Genomic DNA, 17,847 nt, shown 5'->3' on the forward strand with positions numbered 1-17,847 from the left:
GCCATGGAACTACGACCAGGCAGTGTGACCGGCGCACCGCTTACGATCGTGTGGCGATGGCCCGACAATATTTGATGCGGTTGAAGAACCGCTCGATGACGTTTCGAAACCGGTAGGGCCAGCGGCTGAAAGGTGGTTTTTCTCGTCGACAGGAGACGGGCTTGGCGCACAGCCAGCCTCCTTGCGCCTTCACTTGCCGACGCTATGCGTCAATGTCATAAGCAGCATCGGCCCAAAGCGCCTGGCTCGAACCGATTGCTTCCAGCATGTCGGCCCAAGGCGAGCCCGTGCGCAACCGCCAGTAGACGCCGTTCAGCACTTTGCGATCATCGACTCGTGGCGCACCACGCGGCTTGTTGGAAAGTAGCGGCTCGATGACCGACCATTCAAAATCGGTCAGTTCTTAGCCACGCTGGGACATGACAAACTCCTTTCGGAGTTTGAAACACTTATCGCTGTGAGCCGCTACTATTTATTAGTTTGTGTCCTAGCGGCGATAACGTCGCATCATGAGTTGTGACACTGTATCTTTACGGTTCCTGCACCAGCAGCTTAGGGCTTTGCCGCCCGCGCCTCCCTCTCCTCCGAAGTGGCAGAGCACGACTTACCGGCACCCCGCCAGCAAGACCGGCTTGACATTCCGCGCGTACCCTTTATGTGTCCGCCAGACTCTTTAAGCGCCTGGTGGAGAGATTCTGCTGATGCGCGACCAACAAACATCAGGAACGGACGACAGCTATGGCGAAGGCCACGACCATCAAGATCAAGCTCCAGTCGACGGCCGACACGGGCTTCTTCTACGTCACGAAGAAGAACAGCCGGACGATGACCGACAAGATGACCAAGCGGAAATACGACCCCATCGCGAAGAAGCATGTGGAGTTCAAGGAAACGAAGATCAAATAGATCCCGTTTTCGCCGTACAAAAACGCCGCTCCGAGCGGCGTTTTTTTATGCGCGCATGAAACGGCCTGACCGTCACGCTTCTATGCCTGGCGGAGCCCACGAACTTCTATGCGCGTTAAAGGAAATGGGGGTCGGTCGGCAAACTGGCAGCGGTACGAGGAGGCCACTAAAGACCAGCGCCGACCGACCGACCCCACGGACCCAGGAGATGCGGCGGACCTGAGCATCATGGGGTATTTGGGGCATGGCGCGTCAGAACCATATCGGCCCGACCATGCAACTGCCCTTATCGGTCGAGAGATTTGCGCAGGGCAGTAAGAAAATCAACACTTACTTAACCATTGCCGCCAACTCCCTGACGTTAGGGTAAATATGGCGCGCGACCGGCTTTGCGTCAGCCCCCAATAAGGTGAGAGCGCCATCACTCTTTCGTGCCTGTCAGGTGACCGGCCTACCACACCCGAAACAAAGCCGCGCACCCACAACCGAAAACGCCGCACGTCCGGGAGGACATGCGGCGCTCTTGACGGCAGGAATGCCGTGCGACCGAAACCGCACGGCGACGGGATGGCGACCTAGAACTTCGCAGTCGCTCCCAGAATGAAGGTGCGCCCCCTGCCCCGCTTTGAATTCATCGATTCCGGCCCGGATGCAGCCACCGCGTAGCTCTTGTCGAACAGATTTTCGACCGTGAAGAACACGTTGAAATCCTCGCGGATCTCATAGCTGCCATAGGCATCGTAGAGCGTGTAGGCCTCAAGGTCCTCCGGCTCCATCATGCCGTTCGCCTGCCGGCTTGGACCGACATAGCGCATCTGCGCACCAAGGTTCAGCCGCTGCTCAAGAAGCCGCACCCCCACATCCACCGTGGCGTAGGTCTCGGGCAGGAAGCCGGCATCACCATTGCCCCAGCCCGTGCCGAAGCCGACCGGCTGATCGGTATCCGCATTGGTGTAGGACGCATTCACGTAGAAGGCTCCCGCATCATAGCTGCCCTGCACTTCCCAGCCGGACATGCGGGTGGTGCCGGGCGCATTCACCCATTTGGCGACCTGCCACGGAATTCCCGTCACATCCGCCAGATCGTTGACGATGTAGTTTTCGATGTCGTGACTGTAATAGCCGACCTTCAGGCGCAGGCGGTCGTCGGGCAGCAGGACACCATCCCTGTGCAGATTGACGCCCACATCCCAGCCTCTGCGAACCTCCGGCTCAAGCCCCAGATTGTTCGCATAGGCCGAGCCGATGCCATCACCAAACGGGATCATCGTCCACAGCATCTCCTGAACGGTGGGCGGACGCGCCGTGTGCGCATAGGTGGCGTAAAGCTGCATCCAGTCGAGCGGATCGGCGGCCAGTGTCACCTTGGGCAGGAATTCACCACCGGAGCGCGAGACCTTCCGGTTGCCGCAGTCCGGCCCGCCGGGCGGACAATCACCCGTACCCGCACTGTATGCGGTCTGCTGCCCGGACATGTTCCAGTAATCATAGCGCAGCCCGGCCGTCAGCGAGAAGATGTTCCAGTCCAGCGTGACATCGGAGAAGGCGCTCGCCTTCTGCATCCTGCCCGGCGGGTTCGCGCCACGGCGACGCAGCACCTCGAAATCCGTGGAACCGTAGGAAAGCCCGTAATTCCAGGAGAGGTCCACGCCCTTGCCCACCACGAAGCGTGACGTGTTGGCGAGGCTCGCACCGAAGGAACGATCCCGGGATTCACGACCGCGATAGCCGCCGCCAAACTCGGAATCGTAGGTCATCTCCGTTTCGTTGTAGTAGACATTGGCCGCAAGATCGATCAGCGCCGACCCCGGATCATATGTGTAATCGAGCGTGTAGGTCTGGTTCTTCAGGCTTTGCTCGTAATTGCTGCTGGTGAAGCGGTTGTCATACCAGCGCCCGCCAAGCTTGAGCCGATGCTCGCCATTGGGTTCGAAATCGAGCTTGACCAGTCCACCCGCAGGCGCATTGGAAACCCTGTCGTAATCGGGAAACACCGCGCCATCCGCCGTTTTATAATCGTGAAAATCGGAATAGGCGAGCGCGCCGACAATGCTCACATCGCCAGTCTGACCGGGGAACATCTTGCCCCGCGCGCCGCCAGCGAGCAGACCTGACCAGCGATAACCATTGGTGCCGGCCTTGAAGCGGGTGAGCGCACCGATGTCAGCGCCCGGCTTCAGAACGTCATCCACCTCAAGCGTGCGGAAATTGGCAGCGCCGGCCAGCGTTCCCGCACCGGCCGCGCCCGAAACCGCGCCGCGCGCCACATCCACACCGGCCAGAAGCTCGGGATGTACGTAAAGCAGATTGCCGCCTGACGAACCATGCCCGCCCACATTCCGGAAGGTCTGCGGCACGCCGTCGATCATGGCATTGACGCGGCCATAGCCGGTCAGTCCGCGAATGTTGACCTCGATCGCCGGATTGGTGCTCGGCGAATAGGTAAAGGCGCCCGGAACTGAACGCACCGCCGTTCGCACATCGCCGCCGAAGCGCTCCTGCAGTGCCTGCTCATCAAGCGAGCCGACCGCCGCAGGCGTGGTGTAGACTGCTTCGCCCGAGGGCAGAAGCGTCTGGTCATCAACCACCACCAGCCGTTTCAGCCGATGGGTCCTGCCCTCACCCACGTCACCCGAAACGGCTTGCTCCACCTCTTCCTCTGCCGGGGATGCCTGCTCCTGGGCAAAGGCTGCATGCGCACATAAGAAAGAACAAGCGAAGACACTTCCCGCAAGCAACCTGCGGGAATCATCGATGATCAAAGCCAACGAAACCTCCTGTCGGACTAAAGCAGAATTTCGGGCTGGCTGAACATTTGCTTGCTGGAATGTACTTTTGCTTAGCCTCGCGGCATCAGCACGTCAAACGGGCTCCCAAAACCACTGGGCAATGCCTCAGACCGCGGCAAACCGTTATCCGCCACGGAAAAAACATGATTATTAAAGTCAAGTTTAAGTGCACGAGCGCTCAAACTGCGACAGTTTTACACAATAAATTTTATCAAAAGACCGCAGCACGCCACCTCACGCGGCGGGAGCCACCACGCAATTGCGCCCTGCATTCTTGGCATCATACAGGGCCAGGTCGACACGTTTGAGCAGAGTGGCCGGGTCGTCATGCGCGCCGGCGGTGGCCACAACGCCCACACTGGTCGTCACCGCAATCGCATTCTTGCCACCATCGACCGTGAACGGGTCGCTGGCAATGGCGACACGAAGACGCTCAGCCACGGTCTCCGCAACATCGAGCGGGGTATCCGGCATCACCACCACGAATTCCTCACCGCCAAAACGGCAGATGAGATCAATGCCACGAATGTTCTGGCGAAGCCGGTCGGCGAATTCGCGCAGCACATCGTCGCCGCCCTGATGTCCCCAGCTGTCATTGATCGCCTTGAAGCAGTCGATATCGGCCATCATCACCGAGAGAGGCCGCCCGCGCGCGGCGGCACGGGCAAGAAGCCTCGGCAGATGCGTGTCCAGATAGCGTCGGTTGTGAAGCCCCGTCAGCGGGTCGGTTACGGCCATCTGGAAGCTCTCGCTCACGCTGGAGCGCAGACGGTCATTGTAGCGTTTGCGGCGCAGCTGCGTGCGCAGGCGCGCCATGAGTTCCTGTTGATCCACCGGGCGCACGATATAGTCGTTCACGCCGAGTTCGAGAGCCCGCGCGATCATCGCATCGTCGCCCCTGTCGGCCACCAGCATGACCGGCAGAAGCCGCGTGCGATCCAGCGCCCGTAATTGTGCGCACAACCGCAGCGGATCGTAAGTCGTGTAAGCAGATGTGACGAGAATGCACTCGTAGCTGCCATCGGCGGCGCGGAACAGACCGGCCTGCGGGTCATCCTCGACATCAACCCTGTAGCCATCACGCAGCATGTTGGCGATGGTTGCAGAAGACTGCGCGTCTTCATCGATCAACAGAATGGAGGGCGCAGCACGACGCTCCTCTTCAATACCATCGTCAAAACCGGCATTGCGCGCCGTCACGGTGCGCAGGCGCAATTCATCCGTCAGCATTTTCAGCCGCACCAGACTTTTCACGCGCGTCACAAGCTGCAGATCATTGACCGGCTTCGAGAGAAAATCATCCGCACCGGCTTCAAGCCCCCTGATGCGATCCGCCGTCTCTTCAAGGGAGGTGACCATGATGACGGGAATGTGCTGCGTAGCCGGATCGGCCTTCAGCCGGCGGCACACCTCGAACCCATCGAGCTCCGGCATCATCACGTCCAAAAGCACGACATCCACCTTGCCGTCCGCGCAGATCTTCAGCGCCTCTGCGCCACTATGCGCGCAGACCACCTCGAAATACTCGGCCAGAAGCCGGCTTTCGAGCAGCTTCACATTGGAAGGGACATCATCGACGACAAGGATGCGCGCGGTCATGGTCGGCTCCTCAGATGAATACTGGAGAGGCCGGGTGCAGCATCAGGCGTCTCCGAGATAGGATTTGATCGTTTCGATGAAGCTCGGCACGGAGATCGGCTTGGAAATGTAAGCCTCGCATCCGCCCTGGCGGATCCGCTCCTCATCGCCCTTCATCGCAAAGGCCGTGACCGCGATGACCGGGATGGTGTGCAGATCGTCATCCTGCTTGAGCCATTTGGTGACTTCCAGACCGGAAACCTCCGGCAGCTGGATGTCCATCAGGATGAGGTCAGGCCGATGCTCACGCGCAAGATCAAGCGCATGCAGCCCGTCGCGCGTACGCACTGTCTCATAACCGCTTGCCTCGATGAGATCGCGAAAGAGCTTCATGTTGAGCTCATTGTCTTCGACGATCATGACTTTCTTCGACATCAAACCCCGTCCCACTCAACTCCGCCGTAACAGCAGACCGCCGGTTGCCGACCGCGATGTGCGATACACCGAAATTTCAGACGCCACCCTTGCACGATTTGATTTATGAATCGGTAATGGGCGCCTGCGAATCGTAGTCTTCCAGCATAACGGCCCTGGTTTTGCGCGCAATTCACGTGTTGAAAATGCAGCAGCGGGCCAAACACCCTATATTGAGGATGAACCATGCAACGCGAGGAAGCCGAAACCATTGCCGTGTCCGCCCTGGCCTTCATTGCGGCAGACGGCGAACTTCTGCCGCGCTTCCTGTCGCTGACCGGCATCGAGGCCCACCAGATCCGCGCTGCCGCCGCCGAACCGGGTTTTCTGGCGGGTGTTCTGCAGTTCGTGCTGGCGCATGAGCCGACAGTGCTGCGCTTTTGCGAAGAAAGCGGCATCGCGCCCGAGCGGGTTGCGCGCGCGCCAGCCGCCCTGCCCCATGGCAACACATCTTACGACATTCAGCCCTGACACGATTTGGACGGCACAAACATGACGATCGATCCGGAAACCTCCCGGCAAATTGACGAATTATCGCTCAGCAGCGATCCCCTGCTGGTGCTCGATGTGGACGACGTGATCCTGGAATTCATCCGGCCGTTTCCGGAATATCTGCGCACGCGCGGCTTCGAGCTGAAGCTCGAAAGCTTCGGCCTCAACGGGAACGTCACCGACCTCGCCTCCGGAGACCGCGTGAGCAATGAAACCGTGGCGCAGCTCGTCGATGCGTTTTTCGAGGTCCAGCATGACTGGCAGGCGCTGGCCGAAGACGCCTCCGAAACCATTGCACGGCTTTCGAAAGCAAGCCAGGTGGTGCTCCTGACCGCCATGCCCCACCGCTACCGGCAGACGCGCCGCACCCTGCTCGACCAACTGGAAATGCACTATCCGCTGCTCACGACCGAGCGCGCCAAGGGCCCGGCAATCCAGCGCCTGCGCGGCGAGCATCAGCGTCCCGTCGCTTTCGTCGACGACATGTATTACAACCTCGTCTCGGTGCGCGACACGGTGGAGGACGCGCATCTCTTCCACCTGATGGCCGACAATTCCGTGCGCACGCTGATGCCGCCAATCCCCGAGGGCGTAACGGCGGTGGAACACTGGAAAGAGGCCGGCGAGAAGATCGCCCGCTCACTGCAGATCTAAAGCGATTGCAGCAAAAGCGGAAACCGGTTTTGCGGACAAAATTGCGCAAAATCAATGAGATAGAGCATTACCGATGAACCTTTTCTCGTCAGCAACGCTCTGAACAGTCACACCGCACCTGCCGGGCCTGGCAAAGACAACGCCGCGCCCGGCCGGAGCCACAGCGCATCCCGGCATCACACAGTCAAAGCGTAAACCGCATCAGCGGCCGCTCCGCCTTGCGCTCGGCGACCGCCTGGAACCCGGCTTTTTCAAAGACCCGCGTCGAGCCCACGAACAGGCCGATGGAACGCTTGTCGTTCGACCGGGTGATCGGGCAGGCTTCCAGCAGGCGCGCGCCGTTTTGCCGGGCAAAATCGATCCCGCCGGCAACAAGCACGTGAGACAGCCCCTTTCGGCGCGCCGAGCTTCGCAGGAAGAAGCACGAGATCGCCCAGATATCCACCTCACGCTCCTCGCCCTCTCCCAGCGGCGCAGAGACACGCCCCTTGTTGTTCCATTCGGGAATGTCGGCGCGCGGCCCGATCTGCATCCAGCCATCCGCCTTTGCGCCATCCATGAGCAAGATCCCCGGAGGCGGGCCGGCTGCAATTCGCGCCTTGATGTGATCCCTGTTGCTCTCGCGGTCGTTTTGTCGCCGCACCGCCGGTGGCAAACGAAAATGCGTGCACCAGCAACCGTAACAGGCGCCCTGCCTGCCAAACAGATCCTCGAACGCCGGCCACAAATCCGGCGTCAGGGGCGCAATTCGATAGTCCACCCTGACCTGTTGCAACCCGGCTTCTGGCAACCCTGCCTCCTCCATACCGCAGCTTGTGCCATGGCGGCGTTTCAAGTAAGATGCATGTTCACTTTATGTTCACATGATCAATCATGCCAGTCAACGCCCTCACGCATGGCATTTGCCGCGATTGCCTGACCCCGGCGAACACCGCATCGCGGCGTTGCCGGTCATGCGGGAGCCCGCGCACGCTCGCCCATGCCGAGCTTGACCGCCTGTCTCTCGCGCATGTCGACTGTGATGCCTTCTACGCCTCGGTGGAGAAGCGGGACAATCCGGCCCTGCGCGACAGGCCGGTCATCATTGGTGGCGGCAAACGCGGTGTCGTCTCCACCGCCTGCTACATCGCCCGCATCCACGGCGTTCGCTCCGCCATGCCCATGTTCAAGGCGCTCGAAGCATGCCCCGAGGCTGTCGTGGTCAAGCCGGACATGGAGAAATATTCAAGGGTCGGCCGTCAGGTGCGCTCAATGATGGAGGCGCTCACCCCCATGGTCGAGCCGCTGTCCATCGACGAAGCCTTTCTCGATCTCGCCGGCACGGAGAAACTGCATGGTGCGCCCGCCGCCCTGGTGCTCGCGCGCTTCGCACGGCAGGTGGAAGAGGAAGTCGGCATCACCGTTTCGGTCGGCCTCTCCTACTGCAAGTTCTTGGCCAAGGTGGCTTCAGACCTGGACAAACCGCGCGGCTTTTCCGTGATCGGCCAGGAAGAGGCCGTCAGCTTTCTTCAGAAACAGCCCGTCACGCTCATCTGGGGCGTCGGCAAGGCCTTTGCCGCCACGCTCGGCAAGGATGGCATCCGCACCATCGGCCAGCTTCAGACCATGGAGCGCAACGAGCTGATGCGGCGTTACGGCACGATGGGCGACCGGCTCTATCACCTTTCGCGCGGCATGGATGAACGCGGAGTGAAACCGCGCAGTGAAGCAAAAAGCGTTTCGTCTGAAACCACGTTCAACACGGATCTGTCCAAAATGGAGGATCTGGTGCCGGTGCTGCGCGCGCTTTCCGAGCGGGTTTCCGCCCGGCTTAAGGAGGCCGACATTGCCGGTCGAACCGTCGTTCTGAAACTCAAGACCGCCGAGTTCCGGCTGCGCACACGCAACCGGCAGCTGGGAGACCCGACACGGCTCGCCGACCGCATCTTTCACACGGGGCTGGAACTCCTGAAACGGGAGGTGGATGGCACGCGCTTTCGCCTTCTGGGCATCGGTGTCAGCGACCTGACCGACGCCGGCAGGGCCGATCCGCAAGACCTTGTCGACGGGCTTTCCCACAAGCGCGCACTCGCCGAGGGCGCCATCGACAGCCTGCGCGAAAAATTCGGCAAACAGGCCGTCGAGACCGGCTATACGTTCGGGCGCTCCAAAGTCGCGCGCCCACAGCGTGACGGCGACGATTGAGCCAGCTGCTTGAGGCCTGCCCTACTGGCCGCGAAGTTCCTCAACACGCTGCCGAACCGCCTCACGCCGATCCTTCGTGCCGGGATGCGTGGAGAACCAGCCTGTCTCATCGGAACCGCCAGCGTCCTCAACCACACGGTCCAGAAGCCCCACAAAAGCCAACGGATCGCGGCCCGCCTTCGCCATCAGCCCGACACTGTAGAGGTCGGCATGGGTCTCGAACTCACGCGAATAGACAAGGGTCTGCAGAGCGCTTGCCTGCACGATCACATCATCGACCAGCTGGCTCGCATCACCACCGATCAGCCCCACCATGAAACCAATGCCCAGAACGCGATAGATCTGCTGCAGCGAGTGCCGCTCGCGCACATGGCCGATCTCATGGGCGATAACGCCGGCAATCTCGTCGTCAGACCGGGCAAGCCCGACCAGTTCGTCCGTAACAATGATGGTGCCGCCCGGCAGCGCCAGCGCATTCGCGCCTATCATGCCGCCCTGCCGGAGTTCCAATCTGAGCGCGGGTCCATCATCGCCTGCGATCTGCGCCAGTTCACCGAACATGTCGTGCAGCGCCTTCTGGCGCTCTTCGGCAAGTTCCGTGGGGGAGAACACGGTGCGATCCACCGTCTCAAGCGTTCCCCGGTCCATCGCGACGATGATGGGCTGCGGCGTCACCAGCGCCGCACCCGACGCCAGAAGCGGGACACCGAACCGGTAGACGACGAAGATCAGCCCCATCGTCACCACGGCGGCCGCCGCCACGAAGCCCGGATGCCCCTCAAGGCGCATCAGCCGGGCGAAGAAGCTGCCACCCGTCTTCAGGAAGCCGTCCACATCGGCACCAAGCGGGGCTTCGAAAACACCGCCATCGGCAAAGGTGATCTTGCGCGGAACGGCGGCAACCGGGTCGGAGACGGAAGCGATTACCGGCTCCAGCGCCTCCGTTTCACCGGCAAGACGCAGCACCAGCCGTTCCGGAACGCCGGAAAGGCTGGCCGCCACGACACGCGAGGAACCGGGTGGGAAATAACGTCCCTCAATCATGGCCTCTTCCTGCTTCGCTCCAATATCGATCATGCGGTCTGCGGGATGCCGAAAGTCGTCAAAATGCGATATCGATGCCTTCAATATCGAAGTACTCGGCCGCACTGACATTGCCCTCCGGTGCTGCTTCATCCACAAAATCATCGAGCAGACCGACCGCAATCACGCCGGTGCTGACCACCAGATAGCGCCAGCTGCGGACCACCGCCCATGGCCGCAGCAGTCCAAGCGTCAAAACGGTGGCGAGCAGGTTTGAGACTTGAATCCAGACGTAACGCCGCCGACCCATGCGGGATGTAAAGCGGTGCCGACCATCAAGAACGGTGTGATTGTAGGCGATGTTGCGCACACCGGCCTCATAGAAGAGATAGGCAAGCGCCAGCGCGATATAAGCGCTGATGGCAGCAGCAGTCAGGATGTCGGACATCGCCTCAACATCATAGATATCGAAGAGCTTATCCTGACCTAGCTGAAGCAAGTTTTCCGCCGAGAGCAGTCCTGAACCGAACAGGAATCCCCCTCCAATGCAAAGCAACAGGACAAGCCCGATGAAGATGACCGTCACGCCCAAATTTCCGTAAAGCGCCAATAGTGGCGCATTCGTCTCAAAGCGGGTCGATCCATATCCCAGATGCCGACCGATATAGTTGCGCGCGAATTTTGAAGCCAAGGGCGCGAGGAGCCCTGCCGACAAGAGAGCAACCAGAGGCATGATCAGAAAGGCGAAGAACGCGCCCCAATAGGTTCCCTGAAAATTCAGCCGCACATTGCGATAGCTGGTCATCCGCGCGTTGAATGACATCGACTTGTTAAGAAGCAAGGGGAAACAAAACACGTAAGCGAGGGACAGAAACCCCAAGTCGGGCCACAGACCAACCAGCGTATCGTGGATCAACAGAGCCGCTACCACGATGACGCGCCCGACCAGGATCGTGTTGGGGTCCCCGTGATACTCGAAATTGTGCCCGTCGAGCCAGCTGTTTCCATAAAAGTAGCGCAACCGGCGCACCTTCGCCCAGGCAGTGTAAATGCCGAGCGTGATGATTGACAGGAACAGATTGACAATCCAGATGCCAAAATACTCAGAAGCGCGCCCGGTAAATGAAAACTCCAGATTCACGGGCGCAGGGCGGCTCTCTGCCGCCGTTTCAACGTGGTTCATAAAAATAAGACCTAAAAATAAAAATTATCAAAAAAAACAGCTGATCGCGGAAATTTGCAAAAACGACCAGAAGTTGCTGCGCTCACCTTGTGGCGCAACGCCTAAACAAGTTCAACCTCTACAACGCCAGGCACGGCCCGCATGGCGGCCGCAACCTGCGGTGAGATCCGGTAGCGGTTGGGTAACCCGACCTCGATCTCGCCCTGCCCGCCTTCCTTGATGACGACGAGGCTCACCTGCGCGTCGCCGCGCTGGGTCAGCTGCGAGGAGATGGCGGCCAGCGGCTTGGGGTCGCGCAGATAGATGCGCAGCGCCTTCTGCATCCGGCAGGCTTCTTCCTCGAGCGACTGCACGCCCTGAATGCGCAGATTGACGCCTTCGGGCCGGTTTTCAGCCCCCACCATGATGACCACGGAGGAACCCGCTTCCAGAAGATCGCGATATTGCGCGAGCGCCTCGGAAAACAGGACGGCCTCATACTGTCCGGTGGCGTCGGACAACTGGATGATGCCCATCTTGTTGCCGGTGCGCGTGCGCCGCTCCTGCTTGGAGGTGACGGTGCCGGCAAGCCGCCCGGCGGTCGCTCCGCGCTTCACTGCAGCCTGGAATGTGCCCCAGTTCTGCACGCGCATCTTTTCCAGTATCTCGGCATACTCATCCAGCGGATGCGCCGAGAGATAGCAGCCGACCACCTGGAATTCGCGGTGCAGCTTGTCGGCAGCGGACCATGGCTCGACCACCGGCAGATGAAGCTTCTGCGGCTCGCCGCCGCCCGACATGCCGAAAATGTCGCCCTGCCCCATGGCCGCGTCTTCGGCCGCGCGTGCCGCCATGCCCATAAGCCGGTCGATGCCGCCGAACAGGGCCGCGCGGTCGAGACCGAAACAGTCGAATGCGCCGGCCTGAATCAGGCTTTCCAAAACCCGTTTGCCGACGATCTTGGGATCGATGCGGGCGCAGAAATCCTCAAGGCTCTCGAACTGCTTCTCGTTGCGCTTCTCGACGATGTGCTCCACCGCCGCGTCGCCCACGCCCTTGATGGCGGCGAGCGAGTAGAAAATCTTGTTCTCACCCACTTCGAACGGACGATGCGAGGTCAGGACCGATGGCGACACGACTTCAATGTCGAGCCGCATGGCGTCACGGCGGAAGTCGTTCAGCTTGTCGGAGTTGGCCATATCGTAGGTCATCGACGCGGCGAGGAACTCGACCGGGTAATGCGCCTTCAGATAGGCCGTCTGATAGGAGACGATGGCGTAGGCAGCGGCGTGCGACTTGTTGAAGCCGTAGTCGGCGAACTTGGCGAGCAGGTCAAAGATGAAGTTTGCCTGCTGCTTGGAAACGCCGCGCTCGGTCGCGCCATCCACGAAGATGCCGCGCTGCTTCTCCATCTCCGCGCGGATCTTCTTGCCCATGGCGCGGCGCAGAAGGTCAGCCTGTCCGAGCGTGTAGCCGGCCAGCTCCTGCGCGATCTGCATCACCTGCTCCTGGTAAACGATAACGCCCTGCGTCTCCTTCACCAGATGGTCGATCTTGGGGTGGATCGAGGCGATTTCCTCGTCACCATGCTTGCGCGCATTGTAGGTGGGAATGTTCTCCATCGGACCGGGACGATAGAGCGCGACCAGCGCGATGATGTCCTCGATGCGGTCGGGCTTCATGCCGATCAGCGCCTTGCGCATGCCGGCCGATTCCACCTGGAACACGCCGACCGTCTCGCCGCGCGAGAGCATCGCGTAGGTTTGCGGATCGTCGAGCGGGATATGCGCCAGATCGATCTCGATGCCCCGGCGGCGGATGAGCTTCACCGCCGTTTCCAGAACGGTCAGCGTCTTCAGGCCGAGAAAGTCGAACTTCACCAGCCCCGCCTGCTCGACCCATTTCATGTTGAACTGGGTGACCGGCATGTCGGAGCGCGGGTCTCGATACATCGGCACCAGCTCGGAGAGCGGCCGGTCGCCGATCACGATGCCGGCGGCGTGCGTCGAGGCGTGACGGTAGAGGCCCTCGAGCTTCTGGGCATAGTCGAGAAGCGTGCCGACAATCGGCTCCTTCTCCACCTCCTCGGCGAAGCGCGGCTCATCCTCGATGGCCTTGGGCAGCGGCGTGGGATTGGCCGGGTTCGAAGGCACCATCTTGCAGAGCCGGTCGACCTGGCCATAGGGCATCTGCAGCACGCGCCCCACATCGCGCAGAACGGCGCGGGCCTGCAGCGTACCAAAGGTGATGATCTGGCCCACCTGATCGCGGCCATATTTGCGCTGCACGTAGCGGATCACCTCTTCGCGGCGATCCTGACAGAAGTCGATATCAAAGTCGGGCATCGACACGCGGTCGGGGTTCAGGAAGCGCTCGAACAGAAGCGAGAAGCGCAGCGGGTCCACATCGGTAATGGTGAGCGCGTAGGCGACGAGCGAGCCAGCACCCGAACCACGCCCCGGCCCCACAGGGATATCCTGAGCCTTCGCCCATTTGATGAAGTCCGAAACGATCAGGAAGTAGCCCGGGAACTTCATCCGCTCGATAATGCCGAGCTCATAGTCAAGGCGCTCGGCATATTGCTCGCGCGTATAGCCTTCGGCCAGACCCTGTGAATTGAGGCGGTGGTCGAGACCTTCGCGGGCCTGACGCCGCAATTCGTCAGCCTCGGCCTGAAGCGCCGCCTCGGCGTCGGCCGCATCCGCGCCCGTAAAGCGCGGCAGGATCGGCGGATGGGTCTGCGTGAAATAGGAACAGCGCCGGGCGATCTCGATCGTGTTGTCGATGGCCTCGGGCAGATCGGAAAAGAGCCGCGCCATCTCGGCCTGGCTCTTGAGATAATTGTCCGGCGTGAGCTGGCGGCGGTCGTCCATGGCGATCACCGCGCCCTCGGCGATGGCGATCAGCGCGTCATGGGCCTCGTAATCCTCGCGGGCGGGAAAAAACGCCTCATTGGTCGCAACCAGCGGCAGTTCGAGCTTGTAGGCGAGATCGACGGTTGCCGCCTCGACAACCCGGTCGTACCCCTCGAAACGCTCCAGTTCCACATAGAGCCGGTTGCCAAAGCATTCCTTCAGGAAAAGCAGCCGCTCCTCGGCAACCTCGGGCCGGTCGGCCTTCAATGCGGCGCCGACCGGCCCGCGCGGACCGCCGCTCAGGCAGATGATGCCGTCGGCCAGCTCGGTCAGCCATTCCGTGGTGATATGGGTCGCCTCACCCGGCTCATTGTCGAGATAGGCGCGGCTGACGAGCCGCACGAGATTGGCGTAACCTGCCTCGGTCGAAGCGATCAGAACCAGCGGTTCATAATGCGCGCCCCCACCCTTGCGGCCATTGCCGCGGCGGCTTTCCGCCAGCGCGTCCTCAAACGCGCAGTCAAGCTGGCAGCCGACGATGGGTTGCAGCCCCTCCTTGGAGGCTTTCTGGGAAAACTCCAGCGCACCGAACAGATTGTTGGTGTCGGTGATGGCGATGGCCGGCGCTTCATCCTTCAGCGCATGGCCAATGACCTTTCCAAGAGGCAGCGCGCCTTCCAGCAGCGAATAGGGCGAATGCACCCGCAGGTGAATGAAGGGCCGTTCGGGCCGGTTTCTTTCACGCTCCGCCGCTGCGAAAATCGGATCGCGCAAACGCCTGTCGCTCGCCATGAATTGCTGCCAACTGCTTCTTGAAGACTCAAAGCTCATTGTCCCGCATCGGGCACCGGGGGTAAAGGCCCGTCACCCGGCAGCACACGGCTTTCTGAACGCGTCAGACCGTCTCTGCAGCCAGAACCCGGTCGATTTCGACGGCCAGCTCTGCCGGCTCTTCCACGATACCGACCGCGCCCGCTTCCGCCAGCTCGGCCCGGTCGCCAAATCCCCAGAGAACGCCAATCGCCGGCACGCCATTCGCCTTGCCGCCGGCAACATCGTGAAGCCGGTCGCCGATCATCACCGTGTTTTCTGGCTCGATCCCTTCACTGGCGATGATGTGCCGGATCAGGTCCGCCTTGTTGGCATTGGTCCCATCGGGGGCAGAGCCGTGCACTGCATCGAAGAAGCGCGCGAGATCGAAATGCGCAATGATATCCTTGCTGTAGGCTTCCATCTTCGAGGTCGCCACGGAGAGGAAATGTCCTGCATCGACACAATGGGAAAGCGTCTCCCTGATGCCGGGAATGAGCTCATTCTCGAACTTTCCGACGTCCTGATAACGTTCGCGATAGTGCCCGACGGCCTCCCAGATGCGCGCTTCGTCACTGGTTTCCAGAAACGTGGCGAAGGTGACCTGCAGGGGCGGCCCGATATGGGAGCGAATGGTGGCGTCATCCGGGGCCGTGCGCCCCATCTTCTCCATCGCATGACGAATGCAGCTGGAAATGCCGACAAACGGGTTCGTCAGCGTGCCGTCGAGATCGAACAGCACCGCTGCCCGCTTTTCCATCTGCGCCATTTTCGGAAAGCTCCTATTCGAATTCCATGATGACCGCATCCACGGCGAGGCTGTCACCGGGCGCGGCATTGATCTTTGCCACCACCCCGTCGCGCTCGGCGCGCAGGACATTCTCCATCTTCATCGCCTCGACAACGGCGAGTATTTCGCCCGCCTTGACCTCCTGCCCGGTGGTGACCGCGATGGACACGACCAGACCCGGCATCGGGCAAAGCAGCATTTTCGACGTATCGGGCGCTTCGCGCACGGGCATCAGGCGGTCAAGCTCGGCAATGCGTGGCAGCATCACGCGCGCATTCGCAGCCACGCCCTGCCAGGCGACCTGAACGCCATTGAGGATCGGACGCACCTGAACGGCGACAGTGCGGCCATTGACATCGCCTTCCCAGACCGGCTCCCCCGGACGCCAGGAAGAGCGCACGGTCACCGGATCGGCATCGCCAATGCGAATGTCCATTTCCAGCGGGATCGAGATCATGCCTTCGACAAGGCTGACGGACAGATAATCGTCATCGAGCCGCACCACCCAGTCGCGCTTCAGTTCGCCCGAATGCGGTGCAAGACGGCCGGTCAGCCGGTCGAGACGGTCACGCCGCAGAAGCTCCACGGCCAGCGCCACCGCAGCCAGCACCGTGCGCTCGCCCGCCATGGGCGATGGCGGCGCAAACCCGTCAGGAAACTCCTCCGCGATGAAGCCGGTCGACAGACGCCCTTCGCGCCAGCGCGGATGGCTCATCAGAGCTGCGAGGAATGGAATGTTGTGCTCGATCCCGTCGATCACGAAACGGTCCAGCGCCTCGCTCATCGCGTTGATCGCATCAAGTCGCTCGGGCGCCCAGGTACAGAGCTTGGCGATCATCGGGTCGTAGAACATCGAGATTTCCGACCCTTCCGTCACGCCCGTATCGTTGCGCAGGACGGCATCGCCCAAACGCCCCTCCTGCGGCGGACGGTAACGGGTGAGCCTGCCGATGGACGGCAGAAAGTTACGCACCGGATCTTCGGCATAGATACGGCTTTCAATGGCCCAGCCATTGAGCTTCACATCGGCCTGGCCGAAGGACAGCGCCTCGCCTGCCGCCACCCGCAGCATCTGCTCCACCAGGTCGATGCCGGTGACAAGCTCGGTCACCGGATGTTCCACCTGAAGGCGCGTATTCATCTCCAGAAAATAGAAATTCCGGTTCTTGTCGACGATGAACTCGACCGTGCCGGCGCTTTGATAATCAACGGCTTTTGCGAGCGCCACAGACTGTGCGCCCATGGCCGCGCGCGTCTCGGCGTCCAGAAAGGGCGACGGAGCCTCCTCCACCACCTTCTGATTGCGGCGCTGGATGGAGCACTCGCGCTCGCCCAGATGCAGGCACGCGCCATGCGCGTCCGCCAGCACCTGTATCTCGATGTGGCGCGGCTCCTCGATGAATTTTTCGATGAAGATGCGGTCATCGCCGAAAGAGGACGCAGCTTCCGATTTTGAGCGCTCGAACCCTTCGCGCGCCTCGTCATCGTTCCAGGCAATCCGCATGCCCTTGCCGCCGCCGCCCGCCGACGCCTTGATCATCACCGGGTAACCGATTTCACCCGCGATGCGCACCGCATGTTCGGCATCATCGATCAGTCCCATGAAACCGGGAACGGTCGAGACTCCGGCCTCGGCGGCAATTTTCTTGGAGGTGATCTTGTCGCCCATGGCCTTGATGGCCTTCGGCTTGGGGCCGATGAAAACGATGCCCTCGGCTTCCAGTCGCTCGCAGAACCCTGCATTCTCGGAAAGGAAGCCATAGCCCGGATGCACGGCCTCTGCGCCGGTCTCCTTGCAGGCGGCGATGATCCTGTCTGCAACCAGATAGCTCTGACTGGCGGCGGGCGGTCCGATGTGAACGGCCTCGTCGGCCATGTCCACATGCACCGCGTCGGCATCGGCGTCGGAATAGACCGCGACGGTGGCGATGCCCATCCTCCTCGCTGTCTTCATGACCCGGCAGGCGATTTCACCGCGATTGGCGACGAGGATCTTCTTGAACATGAACGGTGTTTCCCCCCAACGAGCGACGTCGTTTCTGTTTTATGGCTTTGCTTGCCCCCGCTCAAGCGTTTCACACAATTGTCGCATGAGAAGCGGGTTTGTCAGATTGCGTCATCCTATGGCCG

General features: G+C 61.2%; 14 protein-coding genes. 4 read left to right on the forward strand and 10 right to left on the reverse strand.

What is annotated here, in order from left to right; all coding sequences use genetic code 11:
- Positions 1 to 202: 202 nt before the first annotated feature.
- Complete coding sequence (locus NDI72_RS14935) at positions 203 to 400, reverse strand: transposase (protein WP_283800911.1); 198 nt, start codon at positions 398 to 400, stop codon at positions 203 to 205.
- Between the two features lie 338 nt (positions 401 to 738).
- Between NDI72_RS14935 and rpmG the strand changes: the two genes are divergently transcribed.
- Positions 739 to 906 carry a 50S ribosomal protein L33 gene (rpmG, locus tag NDI72_RS14940; RefSeq protein ID WP_007008183.1) on the forward strand — a complete coding sequence of 56 codons (168 nt, stop codon included), beginning with the start codon at positions 739 to 741 and terminating at the stop codon, positions 904 to 906.
- A 575-nt stretch (positions 907 to 1,481) separates the two neighbouring features.
- Here rpmG and NDI72_RS14945 read toward each other — a convergent pair.
- The 3 genes from NDI72_RS14945 to NDI72_RS14955 form a co-directional block, all read right to left on the reverse strand.
- A complete protein-coding gene (locus tag NDI72_RS14945) occupies positions 1,482 to 3,557 on the reverse strand; it encodes a TonB-dependent receptor domain-containing protein (protein ID WP_283800839.1) in 2,076 nt (691 codons plus the stop codon).
- 372 nt (positions 3,558 to 3,929) lie between these two features.
- Positions 3,930 to 5,294, reverse strand: coding sequence for a PleD family two-component system response regulator (locus tag NDI72_RS14950; RefSeq protein ID WP_206548903.1), 1,365 nt, complete (start codon positions 5,292 to 5,294; stop codon positions 3,930 to 3,932).
- A 42-nt stretch (positions 5,295 to 5,336) separates the two neighbouring features.
- Complete coding sequence (locus NDI72_RS14955) at positions 5,337 to 5,708, reverse strand: response regulator (protein WP_113155424.1); 372 nt, start codon at positions 5,706 to 5,708, stop codon at positions 5,337 to 5,339.
- Between the two features lie 225 nt (positions 5,709 to 5,933).
- Between NDI72_RS14955 and NDI72_RS14960 the strand changes: the two genes are divergently transcribed.
- Together NDI72_RS14960 and NDI72_RS14965 are read left to right on the forward strand one after the other, a co-directional pair.
- Complete coding sequence (locus NDI72_RS14960) at positions 5,934 to 6,218, forward strand: DUF3572 domain-containing protein (protein ID WP_113155425.1); 285 nt, start codon at positions 5,934 to 5,936, stop codon at positions 6,216 to 6,218.
- A gap of 21 nt (positions 6,219 to 6,239) precedes the next feature.
- Positions 6,240 to 6,893 carry a hypothetical protein gene (locus tag NDI72_RS14965; RefSeq protein WP_206552344.1) on the forward strand — a complete coding sequence of 218 codons (654 nt, stop codon included), beginning with the start codon at positions 6,240 to 6,242 and terminating at the stop codon, positions 6,891 to 6,893.
- A gap of 184 nt (positions 6,894 to 7,077) precedes the next feature.
- Here NDI72_RS14965 and NDI72_RS14970 read toward each other — a convergent pair whose 3' ends face one another.
- On the reverse strand, positions 7,078 to 7,698 hold the full coding sequence (locus NDI72_RS14970; protein ID WP_502888413.1) for a GNAT family N-acetyltransferase: 621 nt from the start codon (positions 7,696 to 7,698) through the stop codon (positions 7,078 to 7,080).
- 68 nt (positions 7,699 to 7,766) lie between these two features.
- On the opposite strand from NDI72_RS14970, the gene NDI72_RS14975 reads away from it, so the two are divergent.
- Positions 7,767 to 9,077, forward strand: a complete 1,311-nt coding sequence (locus NDI72_RS14975) for a DNA polymerase IV (protein WP_283800841.1) — start codon at positions 7,767 to 7,769, stop codon at positions 9,075 to 9,077.
- Between the two features lie 21 nt (positions 9,078 to 9,098).
- Here NDI72_RS14975 and NDI72_RS14980 read toward each other — a convergent pair whose 3' ends face one another.
- The 5 genes from NDI72_RS14980 to NDI72_RS15000 all read right to left on the reverse strand — a co-directional run bounded on the left by NDI72_RS14980 (position 9,099) and on the right by NDI72_RS15000 (position 17,722).
- On the reverse strand, positions 9,099 to 10,154 hold the full coding sequence (locus tag NDI72_RS14980) for a M48 family metallopeptidase (protein WP_283800842.1): 1,056 nt from the start codon (positions 10,152 to 10,154) through the stop codon (positions 9,099 to 9,101).
- 25 nt (positions 10,155 to 10,179) lie between these two features.
- Complete coding sequence (locus NDI72_RS14985) at positions 10,180 to 11,283, reverse strand: YjgN family protein (RefSeq protein ID WP_283800843.1); 1,104 nt, start codon at positions 11,281 to 11,283, stop codon at positions 10,180 to 10,182.
- Between the two features lie 101 nt (positions 11,284 to 11,384).
- Positions 11,385 to 14,909 (reverse strand): DNA polymerase III subunit alpha, encoded by a 3,525-nt coding sequence (dnaE, locus tag NDI72_RS14990; RefSeq protein WP_283800844.1) that lies wholly within the window; start codon positions 14,907 to 14,909, stop codon positions 11,385 to 11,387.
- A 103-nt stretch (positions 14,910 to 15,012) separates the two neighbouring features.
- Positions 15,013 to 15,696, reverse strand: a complete 684-nt coding sequence (locus NDI72_RS14995; protein WP_283800845.1) for an HAD hydrolase-like protein — start codon at positions 15,694 to 15,696, stop codon at positions 15,013 to 15,015.
- 13 nt (positions 15,697 to 15,709) lie between these two features.
- The gene (locus tag NDI72_RS15000; RefSeq protein ID WP_283800846.1) at positions 15,710 to 17,722 is read right to left on the reverse strand and encodes an acetyl-CoA carboxylase biotin carboxylase subunit; all 2,013 of its coding nucleotides are present in this window, start codon (positions 17,720 to 17,722) and stop codon (positions 15,710 to 15,712) included.
- Positions 17,723 to 17,847: the final 125 nt, after the last annotated feature.

Origin of the sequence: Nitratireductor sp. GZWM139 (genome assembly GCF_030068685.1) — a bacterium.
Lineage (GTDB): Bacteria > Pseudomonadota > Alphaproteobacteria > Rhizobiales > Rhizobiaceae > Nitratireductor > Nitratireductor aquimarinus.